Genomic DNA, 21097 nt, shown 5'->3' on the forward strand with positions numbered 1-21097 from the left:
CGTCTCCTTATTCCTCGCGGAAGCTGCGGCTCATGGCGTCGGTGAACGGCGCGAAGAGGTAGTCGAACAGCGTCCGCTCTTTTGTCTTGATGTTGATCGTCGCCGGGATGCCGGGTTGCAGCGTCAGCCCTTCGCGGCGCGCCGCCTGTGGCTCGTCGAGCACGATCTGCGCCTTGTAGAAGGCGGTGCCGTTCTGTTCGATGCGCGCCGGCGACAGGGTGACGACGCGTCCCTTGAACGCGGTCTGGCCATGCGGGTTGACGCTGGAGAAGCGGATCGTCGCTTCCTGTCCCAGCCGCACGTCGTCGATGTCCTGCGGCTTGACCCGCGCCTCGACGATCAGCGCGCGGCCGGTGGGTACGATCTCCATGATCGTCCGGCCGCTGCCCATCACCATGCCCGGCCCCATCGGCACGACGCCGGAGACACGACCGGCGGCGGGCGCGCGGACCATGTCCTGATCGGCGAGATATTTCGACACGTCGAGCTGCGACCCGACCTGCACCAGCTGCTGCTGGACCTGGTTGAGCTGGCTGACGGTGTCCAGCGTCTGCGTGTCGCGCAGCCGCTGTCGCGCGATCTCCGCCTGACGCACCGCGGCCATGCCGGTGCCGACCTCCGCCTCCAGCTGCGCCCGGTTGCGTTCGAGCGAACGGATCGTCGTCAGCCGAGCGAAACCGCGCTTGTAGAGCATCTGGTAGTCGGCGAGTTCGTCGTTGATCAGCGCCAGCTGCCGCCGCGCCGCGTCCTGCTTGACGCGCGAGGCGGACAGGTCCTGCTCGCTGCTGCTGCGGTCCGCCTGTTGCACCGAGCGATGCCGGGCGAAGATCATGCGTTGCGATGCCATCGCCGCTGCGACCTCGGGCTCGCCGGCGCGGCGGGTCAGGTCGGCGGGGAACACCAGTGCGGCCTTGCCGTCGCGCTCGGCGATCAGCCGCGCCTCGAGTGCCTGCAGCCCGTCGCGCTGCGCCTGTGCCTGCCGCAGCTGCGCGCCGGAGCGCACGCCGTTCAGGCGCACCAGCGGCTGGCCCGCGCGCACCGCCTGCCCTTCGCGGACCAGCACCTGCGTGACGATACCCGGTGCGGCGGGCTGGATCGCGATCTGGTCGCCGCTGACGGTGACCTCGCCCGATGCGATCGCCGCGCCCGAGATCGGCGCGAGCAGCGCGAAGGCCGCGATCAGCGCGATGAACAGGCCGAGCGCGATGAGCCCCGCGCGGATCGTGCCGCCGGCATGGTCGAGCGGGCGGATGTCGAGCTGGCGCATCCGGCGGGCCACCAGCCGGCGCGGCAACGGGGCACCGGCGCCGCCGGCCGCGAGGAAGTCCAGCTTCATACCGCCTCCACCGGTTCGCGGGCGATCGATCGCACCATCTCGGTCCTGACCTTGCGGAACACCCTGGCGCGCGGACCGTCGAGTTGCAGGCCGCCCTTGTTGAGCACCAGCACGCGATCGACGTGCGCGATCGGGTTGAGGCGATGCGCGATCAGCACGATCGTCGACCCCTCGCTGCGCAGGGTTGCGAGGGCCGCGGCCAGCGCCTCCTCGCCATCGGTGTCGAGGTGGGCGTTGGGTTCGTCAAGCACCAGCAGCCGCGGCGATCCGAACATCGCCCGGGCAAGGCCGATGCGCTGACGCTGGCCGCCGGAGAGACCTGCGCCGCCTTCGTCCAGCTGCGTCTCGTAGCCGTCGGGCAGCGCCATGATCATGTCATGGACGTTGGCGCGCGTCGCGGCGGTGATGACCTCTTCATCGCTCGCCTTGGTGAAGCGCGCGATATTCTCGCGGATCGTGCCGGGGAACAGCCCGACCGTCTGCGGCAGGTAGCCGACGTAGCGGGAGAGGTATTCCGGGGTCCAGTTGCGCCCCTCGATCCCGCCGATCGTGACCTTGCCGCTGTTGGGGCTGGTGATCGCGACCAGCATCCGGGCAAGGCAGCTCTTGCCGGCGCCACTGGGCCCGACGACGCCCACCACCTCGCCCGCCCCGATCGTCAGGCTGATGCTGCGCAACGCGGGCTGGCGTGCGCCGGGCGGGATATAGCTCGCATTGTCGACGACGATGTCGACGTCGCGGTCGGGCAGGTCGATGCGACCCGGCGGCGGCGGCGCCTGCAACAGCGACGTCTGCACCCGCCGGCCGGCGGATATCGCCTGACCGATCGATCGCCATCCGGTCACCGCGATCTCCAGCGGCGCGAGCGCGCGGCCAAGCAGCACATTGGCGGCGAAGATGCTGGCCGGCAGCATCCGGCCCTCGACCACCAGCCAGCCGCCGATGCCGATCATCGCGCTCTGCATGACCAGCCGGACGAACTTGAACAGCGACGACATGCCGGCGCCGCGATCGCTGCCCTCCGCCTGCCGCCGCATCATCGTCTCTCGATCGATATGCCAGTGCACCGACAGCGCGTCTTCCATCCCCATCGCCCGCACCGGTCCCGCGAACCGCGCCACCGCATCGGTAAAGCGATAGCTGCGCGTCGCCGCGGCCTGCGCCAGTTCCGATCCTTCACGCGTCACCCGATTGTTGACGATGGCGAGGGTCAGCAGCAGCAGCGCACCGCCGGTGGCGACCCCGCCGAGGATCGGGCTGATCAGGAACAGGACGATCAGGAACAGCGGCATCCACGGCACGTCGAAGAAGAATTGTGCGCCCGGACCGGCCAGCGCGCTGCGAAACTGGTCGAGGTCGCGCAGCATCTGCGCATTGCGCGACACGGCGCCGTTGCGCGGGGCGAGCTGGACGATCGCCTGGAACACGCGATGCGCCAGAATACGGTCGAGCCGCGCCGCCGCACGGATCAGGATGCGCGCGCGAATGGCGTCGCAGAATCCCATCGTGGCGAGCGCGATCAGCAATCCGATGCTGAGCGACACCAACGTCGGGATGCTGCCGCTGGGGATCACCCGGTTGTAGACTTCGGTCAGGTAGATCGGCGAGGCGAGGAACAGCAGGTTGACCGCACCGCTGAATCCGGCGGCGGTCCAGATCAGCCGCTTGCACTGGCGCAGCGCGGAGGCGAATTCATCACCCGAATCCAGTTCGCTGGCGCGGACCGCGCTGTCGAGCGCGATCACCTGCGCACTGGCGAGCGCAGCCTGATCCTGCGCGTCGCGCAGCTCGTTCGAATTCAGATCGGCAGACGTGGTCGCGGTCATGCGTCTATCCCAATCCTCCCAGAGGGCCGTGGTGCAGGTCGAGCAGATCGGCCGCATGCCCCGCGGCATCGTCACCGCCGAGCAGCGCGCCATCCTCCGCGGTATCGGACGCGAGCGCGTCGACGATCGAACCGACCGCACCGACGGTGGCGGCCGGTGCATCGACATGGCCGAGATCGAACGTGTCCGCGGCCTGGACCATCCCCACCAATGTCTGGATGCCCCCCGCGGGATCGCTGCCGGTGAACAGGTCGGTGACGGTCGGCGCGGGTGCAGCAGGCCCAGCCACGGGAGCAGCATCGGTTGCCGCACCGATCGTCATGTCCACGGCGGTGGCTGCGATATCGCCGACCACCCCCGTCGCGGCGACGGCAGTCGTCGCAACGGTGTCGGTGACCGGAGCAGCCACCTGTGCGGTTTCCGTCGCCAGCGTATCGACCAGATCGGCCGCCGCCGCGACGACCGGGGGCACTGCTCCGGTCACGGTTTCCACCGCCTGCGCGCCTGTCGTCGCGACATCCGCTATGGGGTCGGTCGCCAGCGCGGTCACCGGCTGAACGATATCGGTGACGATGGGGGCCACCACAGGGGAGACGATATCGGACACGACCGGAATGTCGGCGACCGCCGCGTCGGCCGCGCCGACGACCTGCGTGACGACATCCTGCACCGCCGTCGTCCGATCGGCCGTGGCGGTCAGCGCGTCGGCAGCGACATTGCCGACGGCGACCACGGCATCGGTCGCAAGGTCGCCGACATCGTCCGTTGCGGCGTCTATCGTGGCCGCCGCCGCATCGACGGCAGGTGCAACCACCGCGTCGATGCTGCCGATCGTCGCACCGGCGATGGTCCCGACCGTATCCAGCAACGGCGCGGATATTGACGACCCTACGCCGCCGGCGGACAGGTCGGCGACGACGGAAGGCGGCGAGACGCCGTCGATCGGCATGACGGACGCCGGTGTATCGCCGGTCGCGGGCGGCAAGGCATCGTCCGACAGGATCGTCGGCGGTGTGAAAACGGATGACGAGCCGATCGCCGCGGGCAGCGGCAATGGTTCGGGTGCGGACGCGGGCTCACCCTGGGCGGTCGCAGCCTGAAGAATAAGAGGAACGGCAGGCGGGGCCTGCGAGATATCGCCAGCGACCGGCTCGACCGGTGCCGCGGCAGCGGGAGCGTCGCCGGCGGGCGCAACACGATCAGGCGCCGGGCCACCAGCGCTTGCGGTCGTCGCCGCCTCGTCGATCGGGTCGACGTCGGCAGGTCGCTGGCCGGCCCTGCCGATATTCACGTTCAGAGCCGGTTGTCCGCCGAACAGGCTGAAGTCGGTGATCGACCCGCCCAGATTGCGATTGCCCGGTTGGAACAGGGGAGGCGTCAGCATAGGCCGCTCACGACAACAGGAGGGCCGCGACGCGACCCTCCCTTGCCGTCCAGTCGATTACGACGTCGATTCGTCGTTCGAGTTGAAGGTGTCGCTGACCGACGACAGCAACCCGTCCGTGCTCGTGTCGAGACCGAAGCTGTTGTCGCTCTGCTGGGCCGAGATGTTGCCATCCTCGTCCTGATCATAGCTCGACTGCGACGAATCGGCATCGAGTCCCAACGTGCTGTTGATGTCCAGAACGTTGTCGAGGCTGTTGGATTCGGTGCTGCTGCTGTCGCTGTTGTCGCTACCGAAGATGTTCGAAAGACCGGGCATTTCTACCTCCTAAGTCATTGATCGATTTACATTCACGATCCTCGTGGGTCGCATGGTTAAAACCTTCGGAGAACAATTCCCGTTCCGGCCGACGCCGGCTGCATACGCACCGGCAACTGCGCTGCGGCAGTGATGACGACGACGTAACGAGGCAGGACCAAGCTGCCCTTCGTCCGGGTCGAGCGATGCTGGCGACGATGATCGCGGCATCACGGTTCGACACGATCAGGCACGTCAATGCGTCGGTGGGGCACCCTTATCGACGAAATCGGCGTCGTTTTTCCAGTTTGGGTTTTCCCGGTCGGGGCTTTCCCGGTCGGGAACGTGCCGCCGGGCGCTCGTGACGCGATAGGCGCTCGGATCGATGCCGTAATTCGCGCGAAACATGCGCGAGAAATGGCTGCGGCTGCGGAACCCCATCGCCGCCGCAACGGCTTTCACCGGTGCCTCGGTCGAGCGGAGCATGATCGACGCCTGTTCCAGCCGAACCCGCTGGATATATTCCATCGGGCTGGTGTGCGCGAAGCGTGCGAGTTGCCGGATGAACGTCGACCGGCTCATCCCCGCCGCCCGGGCCAGCGTGTCGGTCGTGTGCGCCTGCCCCGGATCGACATGGAGCAGGCGGAGTGCGCGCTCCAGCGAGGGACTGCGCGCCGGCTGATCCGCCGCCGGCGCCGGATCGTCGCCCGACGAGGTTTTCAGCGCCTGCACGATGCACGCGCCGACCAGCGACAGCGCCAGCGCAGGTGCTCCCGCATCGGTGCAGTCGAACTGCTGGTGCAGCAGCGCGAACAGGCGGGCGCCATCCTCGTCAGCGGTCAGCGATACCCGCTGCGCGCCGGACAACCATTGCGCGCGGGTGCCATCGATCTTCACCATAGCCACACGCAACGTGCACCGCGCCCCGCGCGTGGCATCGGACACGAGCCAGCTGCCCCGCTTCACCAGATGGTCGCGGCAGTCGAGCGCCCGTCCCTTCGCCCGGGTCGATGCCGATATGACGATCCGTTCGCGTGCCGGGATCATCGCCATCTCGCCGGCGCGAAAGACCTGCCGCTCGCCGCCGCGATCGAGATACATCGTCCCGTCGATCACCAGCAGGGCAGCCACGCTGTCGGGCAGCAGGGCGGACACCCGCACGTCCGCCGCCACGTCGCAGACCGTCAGTGCCAGCGATGCGGCATCCAGGGTGTTCAGCACCGTCTTGAACAGCGATGGAGCACCCATGCCTGCCGATGCCATCCTCTTGCGCCTGTGCGCCCCAATCGCCCCCCTGCCGGCGACGATGGACGCGTGTTCGATGGACGATGTTGTGCAGGACCTTGAAAAGGTTCGCCTTTAACTCGGTCAAGGTCTGGTAAATCGCTCGTTAACCACATTCGTTGCAGCGATATCCGCCGGCCGGTCCTGCTATGGCGTCCCGGTAATCCGGGCCATTCGCTGCCGATCGGGATACGCGGACTGGCCCGATTGCGCGGACTGGCCCGATTGCGCGGACTGGCCCAATTGCGCGGACTGGCATACGGTATCGCATGTCTGCAGGACCGAACCCACGACATCGACATCGGGAATTTGTGATGCGCGTTCACGCCCTTACGACCGTAGCGGCGATCGCCATCGCGGCGGCCGCCGCGCCCGCCGCGGCGCACGACGCATCGTCGGTGGTCGCCTCGCCGCGCCGCACGTTCAACCTCAATCCCGGATGGCGGACGATCGTCGGGGACATGCGCGGCGCCGAGCGGCCGGACTTCGACGATCGCGGGTGGCAGACCGCCACCCTTCCCAACGCCTTCAATGAGAAGGAGGCGTTCGCGCGCGATATCAAGGACCTGTCGACCGGCATCATCTGGTATCGCAAGACGATCACGCTGCCGAAGGACGCAGGCACGGCCAAGGCGTTCCTCGAGTTCGAGGGCGTGCGGCAGGCGGCCGAAGTGTGGGTCAACGGCCAGTCGGTGGTGCTGTCGGAACGCGGCGCGATGGCGTTCGGTGCGGACATCACGGCAGCGCTGAAGCCCGGCGGCAACGTGATCGCGGTGCGCGTCGACAACGACTGGGGCTACAAGGAGCGCGCGACCGGCAGCGCCTTTCAGTGGAACGACCGCAACTTCAACGTCAATTACGGCGGCATCACCAGGAACGTCCGGCTGCACCTGACCGCGCGTACCTATCAGACGCTGCCTCTGGTCTCCGATCTCGGCACCACGGGTTCGTACGTCTGGGCGGATGCGTTCGATCACGTCGGGAACGCCGCGACGATCCACGCCGAAACGCAGGTCCGCAACGAGGACGCGCGGGCGAGGACGGTGGCGTACCGTGCCGAGATCCGCGATCGCGACGGCCGCGTCGTCGGGCGGCTGGACGGCGGCAGCGCAACGCTGGCGCCGGGCGAGACGCGCACGCTGACCGCGCAGGGCCGGCTGTCGGGCCTGCATTTCTGGAGCTGGGGCTATGGCTATCTCTATCGGGTGACGACCAGCCTGATCGCCGACGGCCGGCCGATCGACGCGGTCGATACGCTGACCGGATTCCGCTCGACTCACTTCGCCGACGGCATGATCCGGCTGAACGGCCGCGTGATGCAGGTGCACGGCTATGCCCAGCGCACGTCGAACGAATGGCCCGCCGTCGGCGTGTCGATCCCGCCGTGGATCAGCGATTTCTCCAACGCGCTGATGGTCGGGAGCGGCGGCAACATGGTGCGCTGGATGCACATCACGCCGTCGAAGCAGGACGTGGAATCCGCCGATCGCGTCGGCTTGCCGCAGGCGATGCCGGCGGGCGATGCCGAACGCGACGTCGAGGGTCGCCGCTGGGACCAGCGCAAGGAGCAGATGCGCGACGCGATCGTCTACAACCGGAACAACCCCTCGATCCTGTTCTACGAAAGCGGGAACGAGAGCATCAGCGAAGCGCATATGGCCGAGATGAAGGCGATCCGCGATCGCTACGATCCGCACGGCGGTCGCGCGATCGGATCGCGCGAGATGCTCGACAGCAAGGTCGCGGAATATGGCGGCGAGATGCTGTATATCAACAAGAGCGCGCACATCCCGATGTGGGCGATGGAATACAGCCGCGACGAGGGCGCCCGGCTGTATCAGGACGAACAGACGCCGCCGTTCCAAAAGGATGCACCGGACTATAACCGCAACCAGGACAGCCACGGAATCGAGGACGTGCGGCGCTGGTACGATTATTACCGCATCCGCCCCGGCACCGGGCGGCGCGTCAGTTCGGGCGGGGTGAACATCATCTGGTCCGACAGCAACACGCATTATCGCGGCGACAACAACTATCGCCGGTCGGGCGAGGTCGACGCGGTGCGGCTGCCCAAGGAGGGTTATCATGCGCACCGGGTGATGTGGAACGGCTGGGTCGATCCGGAGACGCCGGCGACGCACATCATCGGCCACTGGACCTACCCGCCCGGCACCGCGAAGCCCGTCAGCGTCGTATCGAACGGCGACGCCGTCGAGCTGTTCCTCAACGGCCGGTCGCTGGGTCGCGGGCAGCGATCGAGCGGCTTCCTGTTCACCTGGCCGGACGTGTCATGGCAGGCAGGCACGTTGCGCGCGGTCGCGACGCATGCGGACGGGCGCACGTCGGCGGACAGCGTAGAGACGACCGGCGCGCCGGTGGCGCTGCGGCTGGTGCCGCACGTCTCGCCGCGCGGCTTCGTGATGGACGGCGCCGATATCGCGCTGGTCGACGTCGAGGTGGTCGATGCCCGCGGCCGACGGGTGCCGACCGCGAACGACCGGATCGCCTTCACGCTCGACGGACCCGCCGAATGGCGCGGCGGCATCGCGCAGGGCGACAGCAGCGGCACACCGCGCAGCGCTGTCGCGGTTCAGGCGGAAGCGGTGCCCGGCACCACGCCGACCGCGGGTACGGCGCGGACCGAGGACAATTACATCCTGTCGCGCACGCTGCCGGTCGAGGCGGGGATCAACCGCGTCCTGCTGCGCGCGGGAATGACGCGCGGCACGGTGCGGGTGACCGCGACGGCGCGGGGTCTGAAGCCGGCGACGCTGACGATCCCCACCGTCGCCGCCGCGCCGACATCGGGCGGTCTGTCGCGCGACTTCGCGGAGGCGGCGCAGCCGGGCCTGCTCACCCGCGGTCCGACGCCGGCCGGCCCATCCTATCGCGTCACGCGCAGCACCGTGCGGCCGACCCGGATCGTCGCCGGATCGGCGCAGGCCGATGCCGACAGGACGGTCGACGACAACGAGCTGTCGCGCTGGGCGAGCGACGGCAAGCCGGACACCGCATGGATCGAATATCGGTTCGACACGCCGGTGACGCTGAACGCGATCGAGCTGAAGCTGGTCGGCTGGCGTCAGCGTGGCTATCCGCTGCGGATCACGCTGGATGGCCGCCCGGTATGGCAGGGGACGACGGAGCGGCAGCTGGGCTATGCCGCGATCGATTTCGCCGCTGCCACCGGGCGCGTGCTGCGGATCACCCAGACCGCGCCGACACAGGACCGCGACGCCTTCGGCAAGATCGTCGAGGTGAGCAATGCGCGACAGGCCGGCGACACCGGCGCCGATGCGGTCGCCGCGGGGTGGCGGCTGGGCATCGTCGAAGCGGATTTCCACGGCCCCGTCGCGACGACGCGGCCGTGATCGTCCGCCACGTCGCGATCGCCGGCTTCGTCGCCATCGGGGCTCCCGCCACGGGTCCGGCAGCGTCGCGGGTCGAGGCGGAGGTCTATATCCTCGCCGGCCAGTCCAATATGTCGGGACGCGGCGCGCTGTCCGAGCTGTCGACCACGGATCGCGTCGCCGACGAGCGGATCACGGTATACGGCAACGACGGCACGCTGCGTGTCGCGCTCGATCCGCTTGACGACGCCTCGGGTCAGGTCGACGCGGTATCGGCGGACCGGCAGGCTGCGGTCGGCCCCGGCCTACCCTTCGCCCGCGCGATGCTGCGACGCCATGGTCGGGCCATCGTGCTGGTGCCCTGCGCGAAAGGAGGCTCGTCGATGGCGCAATGGGCGCCGGGCGGCGATCGGTCGACGCTGTACGGATCGTGCATCGCGCGGGCGCGCGAGGCCGGAGGCCGCATCGCCGGCATGCTCTGGTATCAGGGAGAGTCCGACGCGCGCGACGTGGCGACGGCGGCACGCTGGAGCGCCGCCTTCGCCGATCTCGTGACGGCATTCCGGCGCGATCTGCGAATGCCGCAGCTGGCCGTATCCGCCGTCAGTCTGTCCGACCGCCCGGTACGCGACGCAGACCGCTATCCCGGCTGGACCGACATCCAGCGCCAGCAAACGCACCTGAAAATTGCCTGCACCGACGGCGTCTCTGCCGCCGGCCTGCCGCACAATGCCGACGACCTGCACCTCGCCACCCGCGCACAACAGCGGCTGGGCACAATGCTGGCAGGGTCGATGACACGGCTGCGACGCGAGGGATGCCGCTGACCTCGCCCCCGTCATCGACCAGTCGCGGCAAATGCCGGACGAACGTGCGGCACCGGTCGACCGCACGGGCGTTGAAGAACCATAACGAGGAGACAGACGCATGGCCGACGACCAGAACGAACAGCCCGTCCTTTACATGCCCGATACGCCCAACGTCGGCGCAGCCGATCCCGACGGGAATCCCGACGATCCGAAGCGCGCCGCGAAGGATCAGGCGCGCGCCGACGATCTAGCGGCGAAGGTCGCGGTCGGCGATGAGCTGTCCGGCTACGAAACCGTCGCAGGCCGGGGCATCGCACGCGACTGAGGCCGACCGGATCGCGCGCGTCGGGCCATCGTCGGACGGCACCGGCGCGTAGCCTTCGATCGGGTCGTTGAAACCATAAGGGTCGTTCGGGACTTACGCTTTCGCATTCCGGCCGACGATGGGCGCGGATGGAGAAGCCGATGCCCCCCAGTCCGACGTCCCGAACCCTGTTGCATCCACTGCACGCCCTGTTGCTGGCGTTTCCGATCGCCCTGTTCAGCACGGCGGTGGCGACCGACATCACCTATCTCAACAGCGCCGAGATGCAGTGGTCGAACTTTTCGGCGTGGGCGATCACCGGCGCGCTGATCATGGGAGCGCCGGTGGTGCTGTGGGCGATCGTGATCGCGGCACTGCGGTTCCGTTCGGCATCGCGACCGGCGCTGACCTATCTCGCGCTGGTCGCGGCGATGTGGCTGATCGGGCTGGTCAACGCCTTCCAGCATAGCCGCGACGCGTGGAGCTCGGTTGGCGCCTTCGGACTGATCCTGTCGATCATGTCGGCGCTCTGCGCGCTGGCGGCCGGCTGGATCGGCTTTTCGTCACGCGACATCGGGAGGGCGACACGATGACGCGCCGGTTCAAAACGATCGCGCTCGCTGCGGCGACGGCCACGCTTGCGCTTTCCGCCTGCGGCAGCAAGCCCGCCGATCTGGATCAGACCGGCGCCTCCCCGACGCTGCCGGCGCAGAACGAGACGCTGGTGCCGCCGATGAAGATCGCCCGACCGGCCGGATGGGACGGCGCGTTGCCGACGGTGCCGGCGGGATACCGCATCACCGCGCTGGCGACGGACCTGAAGATTCCGCGGCAAATGCTGGTCCTGCCCAACGGCGATATTCTGGTGGCCGAGGGCAAGGGCGGACATGCCCCCAAGCTGCGGCCAAAAGACGTCATCGCCGGCTATATCAAGGGGTTGGGCAACACCGGCGTGAAGGGCGGCGACCGCATCACGCTGTTGCGCGACGCGGACGGCGATGGTCGCGCAGAGGTGCGGACGGTGCTGATCGACGGGCTGGATGCACCCTACGGTCTCGCGCTGGTCGGCAGCGACCTGTACGTCGCGAATCAGGGCGCGCTGTTGCGTTTCCCGTATCGCGACGGCGTCACCGGGATCGCGACGCCGGGACAGGAGGTCACCAGGCTTCCCTCGCGCATCAATCATCACTGGACCAAATCGCTGGCGGCCAGCGCGGACGGCAGCAAATTGTACGTCGGCATCGGTTCGAACAGCAACGTCGGCGAACGCGGCATGGAGGTCGAGGAAGACCGCGCCGTGATCTGGGAAATCGACCGGATCAGCGGCGCACATCGCGTGCTTGCCTCCGGCATCCGCAATCCGACCGCGCTGGCGATCGAACCGCGTACCAATGCGCTCTGGAGCGTCGTCAACGAACGCGACGAACTGGGACCGCGCCTCGTCCCCGATTACCTGACGTCGGTACGGCCGGGCGGCTTCTATGGCTGGCCGTACAGCTATTGGGGCCGCAACGCCGATCCGCGTGTCCATCCGCAGCGGCCGGACATGATCGCGAAGGCGATGGTGCCCGATTACGGTCTGGGATCGCACGTGGCGGCCTTGGGCCTCAGTTTCACCACCGGTGCCGGCATGGGCGGTGCGTTTACCGAAGGTGCCTTCATCGGCGAACACGGCAGCTGGAACCGGAAGGATCTGGCGGGTTACAAAGTCGTCTGGGTGCCCTTTTCGGCTGGTCGTCCCAACGGCAAGCCGCGCGACTTCGTGACCGGATTCATCGGTCCGGACGGGCATGCCCGCGGCCGCCCGGTCGGCGTCGCCTTCGATGCCCGGACGGGGACATTGCTGATCGCCGACGACCTGTCCAACACGGTTTGGCGGGTCGCGCCCGCGGCCGCGACGCGCTAATCCATGCCAAGGGCCATGCGTTGGCTGCCGTTGTTGCTGGCGACGCCGGTGGGTGGCGTCGCCGCGCAAACGATACCGACGATCGATACGGAGGATGCCGGACTGGGAACCCTCGACGCAGGAGGCGGGCGCCTGCATCCGACGTTCGGTATCGATCTGCGCAACGGCGATTTTGCCCGCGGCGGGTATGACGACGATGCCGCCGATCTCGATCGGCTGCCAGTGCACGTCCAGCTGGGCTTCGCATTCGACCTGCACCGCAGTGCGGGCGGCGATGCCGATCTATGGCTGGTCGGCACCTCCTCCAACGGGGTCCATGCGCCCGTTGCCGGCGAACGACGCTCGCCCCGCGCTTGGTACGAAAGCAACAACCTGATCGGCATCGTCGCCAGCCCCATGGCGGGGCTGACCGTCGGCACCGCCTATACGATCAAGACCAGTCCGAACGGCATTTCGGGCACGACGCACGAGGCCAGTCTTACCGCCGCGATCGACGGGTCGTCCGGCTGGAAGGCGTTACACCCCGGTGCCGCCGCGACGATCCGGCCGAAAGGCGGTGGCGGCGTCTACACGCAGATTGGCATCGCGCCGGAGCTACCGCTGGGCACCGGCGACGACGGCCCGACGCTCGCCGTTCCGGTCGTGCTGGGCGCAGGCTGGGGCGGGTTCTACGAGGCGGAGTCCGGGACCGGGGGCTTCGGCAGCATCGGGCTGGCCTATAGCCATCCTTTCACAGTCGGCGCGATGCGGTGGCGGTTGCGCGCCGATGCCGTGGGCATCGTCCGCGACGATACGCTGCGCCGGATCGGCGGCGACGATGCGGAGAGTGCGACGCTGGTGCCGCTTGTCACACTGGCGCTGACGACGACGTTCTGACCGTCAGTCTTCCGGCGTCATCCGCTCGGACAGGTCCATCAGATTTCGCGCCGCGTCCCGATCGGCGGCATCCTCGAACGCCACGTCCAGCGCCGGGGCGGCATCGAGCATGTACAGGAGGGTCCACAACGCGAAACGCCGCGACCGGTCGCGTTCGAGGCCGAGATCGACCCGCATATGCTCGATACCGGCGGCCAGCGCCTCCGCGGGAACGGCGGACATATCGGTGGTGCCGAAATAGCGGCGCATCTGGTCGTCGAGGTTCATCGGGCGTCTGTATCCGATCGATACCGCACCACAAGCCGACCGGCGCAGGCGAAGCGCACTCTTCGGCCCTATATTGCCGACGACGCACGAACGCCCTAACGCCGCCACCGTCGCCCAAGGACCTGCATGACCCGCTTCACCCGCCGCCGCTTCCTGCGCAACGCCACGCTCGGCGGTGGCGCGCTGGCGATTCCATGGCTCCCGGCCTGGGCGCAGCCGGTGTCGGCCGGACTGCCCAGGGCATCGTCGACGCTGTCCGGTACCGACATCGCGTTGACGGTCGCGCATCAGATGATGACGATCGATGGGCGGCAATCTCATGCGATCGGCATCAACGGCACCGTCCCCGCCCCGCTGATCCGGTTACGGCAGGGTACGAACGTGCGCCTCGCCGTCACCAACACGCTGGACGAGGACACGTCGATCCACTGGCATGGCCTGCTGGTGCCGTTCCAGATGGATGGCGTGCCCGGCATCAGCTTTCCCGGCATTCCCGCCCGCACCACCTTCACCTATGAATTTCCGGTGATCCAGTCGGGCACCTACTGGTATCACAGCCATTCGAGGTTGCAGGAACAGATGGGGCATTACGGCCCGATCGTGATCGATCCCGAAGGCGCCGATCCGGTTGCGTCGGACCGCGAACACGTCATCGTCCTGTCCGACCACAGCCCGCTGCATCCGCATGCGATCTTTCGCCGGCTGAAGCTGCAGGGCGGCTATTTCAACTACCAGAAGCAGACGCTGGCCGGTCTGATCGCAGGGCGGGATCAGCCCGCGGGCGAACGGCGCATGTGGGGCGGGATGCGAATGGATCCCACCGACGTGTCGGACGTCACCGGCGCGACCTACACCTATCTGGTCAACGGACACGGCCCGGCGGACAACTGGACCGGGCTGTTCGCTCCCGGCGAACGCGTCCGGCTGCGCATCATCAACGCCTCGGCCATGACGATCTTCAATATCCGCATACCGGGATTGCGGCTGACCGTGGTGCAGGCCGATGGGCAGAACGTCCGGCCCGTACCGGTCGACGAGTTCCAGATCGCCGTCGCCGAAACCTATGACGTCATCGTCGAACCGGTCGATCGTCGCGCCTATACCCTGGTCGCCGAAGCGTGGGACCGTTCGGGCATGGCCCGCGCGACGCTGGCCCCGGCGATCGGCATGACCGCCCCGGTCCCCGCCCTGCGCCCGCGTCCGCTGGCGACGATGAAGGATATGGGGATGGGCGGCATGGCCGGCATGCACCACGATGCCGCGGCGGCCTGCCCGCCGAACCATGCGGCGATGGGGCATTGCAAGCCCGGCGCCACGCCGGCGATGCGTCACGGCATGCGCGATTTCGCCAACGCGCCCCAACTTCCGCGAACCCCGGTGGTGCAGACCGTCGCGCCGATGCCGGTGGACCGCACCGGCGAACCGCCGCAGGGGCTTGCCGAGGTGGGCCACACGGTACTGGTCTATCGCGATCTGATCGCGCTCGATCGCAATCCGGACGTTCGTGCGCCGTCGCGGCAATTGCGCATCCACCTCACCGGCAACATGGAACGCTATATGTGGGCGTTCGACGGGGTGAAGCTGAACGCCGTTACCGCACCGATCCCGTTCCGCCGGGACGAGCGTGTGCGCGTGACGCTGGTCAACGACACGATGATGGCGCACCCCATCCACCTGCATGGGCATTTCTTCGAACTGGTGACGGGGCATGGCGATCACGCGCCGCGCAAGCACACCATCAACGTCGCTCCGGGCGGCACCGCCACCTTCGACGTGACGACCGATGCGGTCGGCGACTGGGCATTCCACTGCCACCTGCTCTACCACATGCATGCGGGCATGATGCAGGTCGTCACCATCCGGCCGGATGACGACGCCGGGAGCCCGGGATGAAGCTGCTCGTCCCGAAACTGGCGCCGGGCCTGTTGCTGGCGCTGTCGTGTCCGACCGCCGCGCAGACGCACGACATGGGCGGCATGACGATGCCCGCACCGCAGCGTCCTGCACCTGCGACCGCGGCGCCCGCCGATCCCTGTCCGCCAGACCATGCGGCGATGGGCCATTGCACGCCAACCTTGCCACCGGCCGCGCAGCCCTCACCGGGCGACGGGCCGGTCGGCACCGATCGGCCTGCGGGCGACGCCGCCCCCCCTGCCCCGCCGACGACGCTCGCCGCGAGCCGCTACTACGATCCCGACGCGATGCAGCGGGCGGACCGGATGATGCGCGACGAACACGGCGGCATGCGGTTCGGCCAGATCGTCCTCAACCTCGCCGAGGCGCAGATGCGCAGCGGGCGCGACGGCTATCGCTGGGACGGCGAGGGCTGGTTCGGTGGCGACATCCACCGGCTCGTCGTCAAGAGCGAGGGCGAGGCGACGTTCGGCGATCGGATCGACGAGGCGGACGTGCAGGTCCTGTATGCCAAGGCGATCGACCCGTACTGGAACCTGCAAGCCGGTCTGCGGCAGGACCTGGGCCGCGGCACACGAACGTACGCCACGGTCGGGATCGAAGGCCTGGCGCCCTATTGGTTCGATGTTGAGGGTGCGGTGTTCCTGTCGGACAAGGGCGATATCCTCGCGCGGGCGGAGGCGTGGTACGACCAGCGGATCACCCAGCGCCTCGTCCTCCAGCCGCGCGTCGAGGTGAATCTCGCCGCGCAGGACGTGCCTGCCAGCCGGATCGGTGCCGGCCTGTCGACGGCCGAGGCCGGCGCACGGCTGCGCTACGAGGTCACGCGCGAATTCGCACCCTATGTCGGGCTATCGTGGGAACGCCGCTACGGAGCGACCGTGCGCTATGCGCGTGCCGATGGCGACGGCACCGGTGGCGTCTCACTCGCGCTGGGTATCCGCGCCTGGTTCTGACCGGGCGCGGGGTCAGGGTTCACTCCTGATCCTGCATCCGGGGCGCGATCGTCAGTTGCTGGACGACGGCGCGGCGCGGCTGGGTCAGCAGATAGTGCACGCCCACCGCGATATCCTCGGCCCGCAGCATCGTCTCTTCCGCGATCATCGCCCGCTGTTTGTCCGCTGGAATATCAGGATATTGGAAGTCGGCACCGGTCTTGCCCGGTTCGACCAGCGCGACCTTGATACCCTTGGGTCCGAGTTCCTTGCGCAGCGCTTCGGCAAAGCCGGCGATGCCAGCCTTCATCCCGGCGTAAACGGTCGATCCGGGCCCGAGCACATGCGCGCTCATCGATCCGATCAACACGATGTCGCCACCCTCTCCCAATGCGTCCGACGCGGCCTTCGCACTGAGCACGTACGCGGTGAAATCCGTCGCAATGGCATAGCGGATCGCGTCCGCGTCCATGTCGGTCAGGCCCTGCGCCGGTACGGCAGCGTTGATGACGACGATGTCGATCCCGCCCAGCGACCGGGCGGCTGCCGCGAAGACCCTGTCGACGCCATCCGGTTCGGCGAGGTCGATCGCCAGCCCGTCGCCTTCACCGACGTCACGGATGCGACGGAGCGCATCGTCGAGGTGTTCGGGCGTCCGGCCGCACACGAACACCTTCGCACCCGACGCCGCGAGCAGCACCGCCGTCGCCCGGCCGATCCCGGTCGTGCCGCCGGTGACGAGAACCCGGCGCCCGGCCAGCGAGGAATGGGCGGTATGGGCATCGCGGTCGTCGGTCATCGCAAACTCTCCAGTGGCTGCGGCCATGACGCGCGTACCGACAAGCGGGTTCCCGACCGGTCATGCCATTGCGAAGGGGCAATTTGTACCAGCTGACGGGTAGTTCGGGAGGATATGTCCCGACCGATACCGGCGTTACGACGAGGTATGAACGATGATAGCGATTCCTCGCCAAGTCCTGCCGACCGCTCCGGCCCGTCGGAACGAACCTATTGGTCGATGCGCGCCGATGTTCATCGGCAACGCGCTGAAGACGCACAGGAAAAAGACACGCGGTCGATCCACCTCAAGCTTGCCGAACTCTACGACGAACATGCGGCAACGGTCGGTATAGTGCATCCGGATCAGTAGGATACGCAAAGATACCAGGAACGGGCCGCCGCACGGACGGTTGATGCGCTGAACCGATCGCCTGCCGCGATCGGGCGATGGGGCGGTTCCATGAAAGTCTTCCTGGCCACTATGCTTGGTGCGACGACTCTCGCCGGTTGTGCGGCACCTGCGACCCGGGTGTCGACGGGACTGCAGCGCTATGGGCTGGACGCCGGTCGCGCCGATTGTGTCGGCACACGATTGCAGGGCGATCTTTCTATCGGTCAGCTTCAGCAGCTGGGCCGCGCTGCAGCCGCGTATCGATCGGGCGACACCACCCCCGGCACGCTGACCGCGTCCGACCTGCTGCGGGTGGCCGGCGAGTTGAAGGACCCGGCCATCCCCGTCGCGGTCGGCAAGGCCGCTGCGGGTTGCGGCGTCCTTTTCTAGGATCGCCGCGTATCTCATTTCGCCAAAGGAACGATCATGAACGAAGACGAATTCAAGGGCGGCGCCCGCTACATCGGCGGCAAGGTCGAAAAGGCTGTCGGCGATGCGGTCGAAAGCCGGTCGTGGCAGGTCGATGGCGTGGTGGATCAGGTCGCGGGCGGCATCCAGCACGGTTATGGTCGCGCTCGATCGATCCTCGACGATGCCATCGAGAGCGCGCCCGAACTGGCGGAGGAAGCCCGCGATCGGCTGAAGGTCGCCGGCGAGCGCGCGGCGGATACGGCACAGAAGAGCGGCAGGATCGCGGCCGAGACGGTTCGCGACACGCCCGTGCTGTGGGCGGTCGCCGCCGCCATGGGCGCCTATGCACTGGCGTGGTTCGTCCACGGCCGTCGCGCCTGAGGCCGACGGTGACGACGGCATCGTTCAAGTCGCTGCGCGAAACCGCGGATCTGCGCCACTTGCGCCAGATCATCGTCGGCCTCGACGAAGGCGTGATCCTGATCGATCCCGACCAGAGCCTGCTTTGGGCGAACGATGCCGCATTGGCCATGCACGGCGTCGACAGCCTCGCCGCGCTGGGCACCGACGTCGACGAATATCGCGCCCGCTTCCAGTTGCGCTACCGCAACAATCACCGGGTCGAGGCGGACGATTACCCGATCGAGCGCGTCGTCGCCGGCGATTCCTTTTCCGAAGTGGTGGTCGAGGTCACGGTGGCGGGTGAGGATGAGCCGCGCTGGGTGCATCAGGTGCGCAGTCTGGTGCTGAACGACGCCGACGATGCCGAACCTGCCTGTCTGGTTCTGATCATTCAGGACGTATCCGCGCGCTATCAGGCGGAGGACCGGTTCGAACAGTCGTTCAACGCCAATCCTGCCCCTGCGGTGATCTGTCGCCTGAACGACCTGCGCTTCGTCAAGGTCAACCAAGGGTTCCTCGACATGACCGGCCACCAGCGCGATCAGGTTTTGTGTCGGACGGTCTACGACATCGACGTGCTGCGCGCGGCCGACCGCCGCGATCTCGCCAAGGAACGGCTCGCAGAGGGGCGGACCATCCCGCAGATGGAGGCGGAGCTGGAACTGCCCGACGGCGGCACCAAGCTCGTCATCGTCGCGGGCCAGCCGATCGACATCGGCGACCAGCCCTGCATGCTGTTCACGTTCGCGGATCTGGAACCACGGCGTAAAGCCGAGGGCGCCTTGAGGCATAGCGAGGAGCGCTTCACGCGCACGTTCCAGATGGCGCCCGTACCGATGGCGATCGGCGCGCGTGACGGGCATTTGCTGTGCGAGGTGAACGCCAGTTTCACGCAGATGACCGGGTATGACGGGATCGAGATCATCGGCCGGCCGCTCGGCGATGTGCAATTGTGGGACAGCGACGGTGCACGCCGCGAGATCGAGGCATCGATCGACGGCGGCCGCGACCTGCGTGGGCACGAGGCACGGATCCACGCGAAGGATGGCGCGACGATCGACTGCCTGGTCTCGACCGAGGCGATCCGGCTGGGCGACGACGCCTGCGTCCTCTGGGCGTTCCAGGACATCACCCAGCGCAAGGCCACCGAGATCGAGCTGGTCGAGGCGATCGAGGCGGTGATGAAGGATACCAGCTGGTTCAGCCGGTCGATCATGGACAAGCTGGCGCGGTTGCGCGCGCCGCAGGCCGATATCGACGGGCCGGGCCTCGACGATCTGACCGCGCGCGAACGCGACGTGCTGGCGCTGATCTGCCGCGGGTATGATGACAAGACGATCGCACGGACGCTGGACGTCGCTGGCAACACCGTCCGCAATCACGTCGCACGCATCTATGCGAAGATCGGCGTCAATCGCCGCATCGCCGCAGTGGCGTGGGCCCGCGCCCGCGGATTCGACGGCGAAGGCGTACGGATCGAGAAGCTGGATCAGGAGACCATGGCATGACCGTCCGGCCTGGCGACGGCGATCCGGCCCCCGATGACCACGAACCCGAAACGGCGGCGACACGCGAGGCCCGGGGTTCGGTGCACGAGGCGATCGGCAAGCTGATCGGCGACGATACCGCGCGCGAACACGGGACCGCCGAACGGCGCGCCGGCGCGGCCCAATCCACGGCGGCGCGCAAGCCGCCGCGATCACGACCCTAATCCAACAGGAGTAAACATGGCTACCAATGTGACCAACGGCGCTTTGCCGATCGATGACGTGCGTCCGGGCAAGAGCGCGACCCGCCTGTCATGGGGCGCCGTCTTCGCCGGCGTCGTGCTCGCCATCGCGGTGCAGCTGGTGCTCGGCATCCTCGGTGCCGGCATCGGGCTGACGCTGGTCGATCCCGTCGAAGGCACGACGCCGGGCGCATCCGGCTTCGGCATCGGCGCGGGCATCTACTGGCTGATCACCACCGTCGTCGCGCTTGGTGCCGGCGGCTATGCCGCCGCGCGCGTCGCCGGCGTGCACGAGCGGTTCGATGCGCTCGTCCACGGCCTCGTCGTATGGGGCGTGACCCTGATCCTGACGCTCTATCTGCTGACGTCGGCGGTCGGCGGCATCATCGGTGGCGCGTTCCGGACCGTCGGCACCGTTGCCGGTGCGGCCGGTTCAAGCGTCGGCGCTGCCGCACCCAAGGTAGCATCGATCGCGGGCATCGACGAGAACGACGTACGGGCCGAAGCGGCGGAATATCTGTCCGACGCCCCCGCCGATCCGGCGCAGATGACGCCGGAACAGGCGCAGAAGGCGATCGCCGGCGAACTGCCCGCACTCGCCCGAGGCGGCGTCGACGGTCGTGAGGCCGAAACGCGCATCGTCGATATCGTCGCTGCGCAACGAAAGATCAGCCGTCCCGAGGCGCAGGCTCAGGTGACGCGCGCCAAGCGCCAGTTCGTGCGGACCAAGAACGAGACGATCGCGACCGCCAAGTCAGCGACCGACACGGCCGCGGGGGCCGCCGCCGGCACCTCGTTCGTGCTCGTCCTCGCACTGCTGGTCGGCGCACTCGCTTCCGGTTTCGGCGCAACCGCGGCCACCCGCCGCCGGCTGCGCTGAGTGTACGCGGCGGACC

The 21097-nt window shown here is 68.0% G+C and carries 21 protein-coding genes; 14 read left to right on the top strand and 7 right to left on the bottom strand.

Features of this window, described 5'->3' with window-relative positions; genetic code table 11:
* Positions 1 to 7 precede the first annotated feature (7 nt).
* The 5 genes from NF699_09175 to NF699_09195 form a co-directional block, all read right to left on the bottom strand.
* Positions 8 to 1336 carry an HlyD family type I secretion periplasmic adaptor subunit gene (locus NF699_09175; protein USU06809.1) on the bottom strand — a complete coding sequence of 443 codons (1329 nt, stop codon included), beginning with the start codon at positions 1334 to 1336 and terminating at the stop codon, positions 8 to 10.
* Positions 1333 to 3162, bottom strand: coding sequence for a type I secretion system permease/ATPase (locus NF699_09180; protein ID USU06810.1), 1830 nt, complete (start codon positions 3160 to 3162; stop codon positions 1333 to 1335). Before NF699_09180 ends, NF699_09175 begins: the two co-directional genes overlap by 4 nt.
* A gap of 4 nt (positions 3163 to 3166) precedes the next feature.
* Positions 3167 to 4546 (bottom strand): hypothetical protein, encoded by a 1380-nt coding sequence (locus tag NF699_09185; GenBank protein ID USU06811.1) that lies wholly within the window; start codon positions 4544 to 4546, stop codon positions 3167 to 3169.
* Between the two features lie 57 nt (positions 4547 to 4603).
* The gene (locus NF699_09190; protein ID USU06812.1) at positions 4604 to 4864 is read right to left on the bottom strand and encodes a hypothetical protein; all 261 of its coding nucleotides are present in this window, start codon (positions 4862 to 4864) and stop codon (positions 4604 to 4606) included.
* A 234-nt stretch (positions 4865 to 5098) separates the two neighbouring features.
* A complete protein-coding gene (locus NF699_09195) occupies positions 5099 to 6091 on the bottom strand; it encodes an AraC family transcriptional regulator (protein USU06813.1) in 993 nt (330 codons plus the stop codon).
* Positions 6092 to 6441: 350 nt separating this feature from the next.
* Here NF699_09195 and NF699_09200 point away from each other — a divergent pair, with 350 nt between their 5' ends.
* The 6 genes from NF699_09200 to NF699_09225 all read left to right on the top strand — a co-directional run bounded on the left by NF699_09200 (position 6442) and on the right by NF699_09225 (position 13372).
* Positions 6442 to 9498, top strand: coding sequence for a DUF4982 domain-containing protein (locus NF699_09200; protein USU06814.1), 3057 nt, complete (start codon positions 6442 to 6444; stop codon positions 9496 to 9498).
* Complete coding sequence (locus NF699_09205; GenBank protein ID USU06815.1) at positions 9495 to 10304, top strand: sialate O-acetylesterase; 810 nt, start codon at positions 9495 to 9497, stop codon at positions 10302 to 10304. Before NF699_09200 ends, NF699_09205 begins: the two co-directional genes overlap by 4 nt.
* Positions 10305 to 10404: 100 nt before the next feature.
* Positions 10405 to 10611, top strand: coding sequence for a hypothetical protein (locus NF699_09210; protein USU06816.1), 207 nt, complete (start codon positions 10405 to 10407; stop codon positions 10609 to 10611).
* A 140-nt stretch (positions 10612 to 10751) separates the two neighbouring features.
* Complete coding sequence (locus NF699_09215) at positions 10752 to 11183, top strand: hypothetical protein (GenBank protein ID USU06817.1); 432 nt, start codon at positions 10752 to 10754, stop codon at positions 11181 to 11183.
* Positions 11180 to 12496 carry a sorbosone dehydrogenase family protein gene (locus NF699_09220; GenBank protein ID USU06818.1) on the top strand — a complete coding sequence of 439 codons (1317 nt, stop codon included), beginning with the start codon at positions 11180 to 11182 and terminating at the stop codon, positions 12494 to 12496. The genes NF699_09215 and NF699_09220 overlap by 4 nt, the downstream gene beginning before the upstream one ends.
* Positions 12497 to 12511: 15 nt before the next feature.
* Positions 12512 to 13372: a hypothetical protein gene (locus NF699_09225; protein USU06819.1), complete on the top strand. Its 861-nt coding sequence runs from the start codon at positions 12512 to 12514 to the stop codon at positions 13370 to 13372.
* Positions 13373 to 13375: 3 nt separating this feature from the next.
* Here NF699_09225 and NF699_09230 read toward each other — a convergent pair whose 3' ends face one another.
* On the bottom strand, positions 13376 to 13639 hold the full coding sequence (locus tag NF699_09230) for a hypothetical protein (protein USU06820.1): 264 nt from the start codon (positions 13637 to 13639) through the stop codon (positions 13376 to 13378).
* A 126-nt stretch (positions 13640 to 13765) separates the two neighbouring features.
* Here NF699_09230 and NF699_09235 point away from each other — a divergent pair, with 126 nt between their 5' ends.
* Entirely contained in the window at positions 13766 to 15532 is a 1767-nt protein-coding gene (locus NF699_09235) for a copper resistance system multicopper oxidase (protein USU06821.1), read from the top strand.
* A complete protein-coding gene (locus tag NF699_09240; protein USU06822.1) occupies positions 15529 to 16509 on the top strand; it encodes a copper resistance protein B in 981 nt (326 codons plus the stop codon). The genes NF699_09235 and NF699_09240 overlap by 4 nt, the downstream gene beginning before the upstream one ends.
* A gap of 19 nt (positions 16510 to 16528) precedes the next feature.
* Here the strand turns inward: NF699_09240 and NF699_09245 are convergent, their stop codons facing one another.
* The gene (locus tag NF699_09245; protein ID USU06823.1) at positions 16529 to 17287 is read right to left on the bottom strand and encodes an SDR family oxidoreductase; all 759 of its coding nucleotides are present in this window, start codon (positions 17285 to 17287) and stop codon (positions 16529 to 16531) included.
* A 147-nt stretch (positions 17288 to 17434) separates the two neighbouring features.
* Between NF699_09245 and NF699_09250 the strand changes: the two genes are divergently transcribed.
* From NF699_09250 to NF699_09275, 6 genes are all read left to right on the top strand, one after another.
* Positions 17435 to 17638: a hypothetical protein gene (locus tag NF699_09250; GenBank protein ID USU06824.1), complete on the top strand. Its 204-nt coding sequence runs from the start codon at positions 17435 to 17437 to the stop codon at positions 17636 to 17638.
* A gap of 90 nt (positions 17639 to 17728) precedes the next feature.
* A complete protein-coding gene (locus tag NF699_09255) occupies positions 17729 to 18049 on the top strand; it encodes a hypothetical protein (GenBank protein USU06825.1) in 321 nt (106 codons plus the stop codon).
* A 36-nt stretch (positions 18050 to 18085) separates the two neighbouring features.
* A complete protein-coding gene (locus tag NF699_09260; GenBank protein ID USU06826.1) occupies positions 18086 to 18451 on the top strand; it encodes a CsbD family protein in 366 nt (121 codons plus the stop codon).
* A gap of 8 nt (positions 18452 to 18459) precedes the next feature.
* Positions 18460 to 19980: a PAS domain S-box protein gene (locus tag NF699_09265; protein USU06827.1), complete on the top strand. Its 1521-nt coding sequence runs from the start codon at positions 18460 to 18462 to the stop codon at positions 19978 to 19980.
* Positions 19977 to 20183 carry a CsbD family protein gene (locus NF699_09270; GenBank protein ID USU06828.1) on the top strand — a complete coding sequence of 69 codons (207 nt, stop codon included), beginning with the start codon at positions 19977 to 19979 and terminating at the stop codon, positions 20181 to 20183. The genes NF699_09265 and NF699_09270 overlap by 4 nt, the downstream gene beginning before the upstream one ends.
* Before the next feature lie 16 nt (positions 20184 to 20199).
* Positions 20200 to 21081, top strand: a complete 882-nt coding sequence (locus NF699_09275) for a hypothetical protein (GenBank protein USU06829.1) — start codon at positions 20200 to 20202, stop codon at positions 21079 to 21081.
* The last annotated feature ends 16 nt before the right edge of the window (positions 21082 to 21097 follow it).

Source organism: Sphingomonadaceae bacterium OTU29LAMAA1 (genome assembly GCA_024072375.1).
Classification (GTDB): domain Bacteria; phylum Pseudomonadota; class Alphaproteobacteria; order Sphingomonadales; family Sphingomonadaceae; genus Sphingomonas.

Excerpts from the sequence above, each read along its gene's own strand:
- NF699_09180 (USU06810.1), bottom strand. The coding sequence starts at position 3,162 with ATGACCGCGACCACGTCTGCCGATCTGAATTCGAACGAGCTGCGCGAC.
- NF699_09215 (USU06817.1), top strand. The coding sequence starts at position 10,752 with ATGCCCCCCAGTCCGACGTCCCGAACCCTGTTGCATCCACTGCACGCC.
- NF699_09235 (USU06821.1), top strand. The coding sequence starts at position 13,766 with ATGACCCGCTTCACCCGCCGCCGCTTCCTGCGCAACGCCACGCTCGGC.
- NF699_09190 (USU06812.1), bottom strand. The coding sequence starts at position 4,864 with ATGCCCGGTCTTTCGAACATCTTCGGTAGCGACAACAGCGACAGCAGC.
- NF699_09210 (USU06816.1), top strand. The coding sequence starts at position 10,405 with ATGGCCGACGACCAGAACGAACAGCCCGTCCTTTACATGCCCGATACG.
- NF699_09255 (USU06825.1), top strand. The coding sequence starts at position 17,729 with ATGAAAGTCTTCCTGGCCACTATGCTTGGTGCGACGACTCTCGCCGGT.
- NF699_09270 (USU06828.1), top strand. The coding sequence starts at position 19,977 with ATGACCGTCCGGCCTGGCGACGGCGATCCGGCCCCCGATGACCACGAA.
- NF699_09225 (USU06819.1), top strand. The coding sequence starts at position 12,512 with ATGCGTTGGCTGCCGTTGTTGCTGGCGACGCCGGTGGGTGGCGTCGCC.
- NF699_09230 (USU06820.1), bottom strand. The coding sequence starts at position 13,639 with ATGAACCTCGACGACCAGATGCGCCGCTATTTCGGCACCACCGATATG.
- NF699_09245 (USU06823.1), bottom strand. The coding sequence starts at position 17,287 with ATGACCGACGACCGCGATGCCCATACCGCCCATTCCTCGCTGGCCGGG.
- NF699_09240 (USU06822.1), top strand. The coding sequence starts at position 15,529 with ATGAAGCTGCTCGTCCCGAAACTGGCGCCGGGCCTGTTGCTGGCGCTG.
- NF699_09250 (USU06824.1), top strand. The coding sequence starts at position 17,435 with ATGAACGATGATAGCGATTCCTCGCCAAGTCCTGCCGACCGCTCCGGC.
- NF699_09200 (USU06814.1), top strand. The coding sequence starts at position 6,442 with ATGCGCGTTCACGCCCTTACGACCGTAGCGGCGATCGCCATCGCGGCG.
- NF699_09220 (USU06818.1), top strand. The coding sequence starts at position 11,180 with ATGACGCGCCGGTTCAAAACGATCGCGCTCGCTGCGGCGACGGCCACG.
- NF699_09260 (USU06826.1), top strand. The coding sequence starts at position 18,086 with ATGAACGAAGACGAATTCAAGGGCGGCGCCCGCTACATCGGCGGCAAG.
- NF699_09185 (USU06811.1), bottom strand. The coding sequence starts at position 4,546 with ATGCTGACGCCTCCCCTGTTCCAACCGGGCAATCGCAATCTGGGCGGG.
- NF699_09195 (USU06813.1), bottom strand. The coding sequence starts at position 6,091 with ATGGGTGCTCCATCGCTGTTCAAGACGGTGCTGAACACCCTGGATGCC.
- NF699_09175 (USU06809.1), bottom strand. The coding sequence starts at position 1,336 with ATGAAGCTGGACTTCCTCGCGGCCGGCGGCGCCGGTGCCCCGTTGCCG.
- NF699_09275 (USU06829.1), top strand. The coding sequence starts at position 20,200 with ATGGCTACCAATGTGACCAACGGCGCTTTGCCGATCGATGACGTGCGT.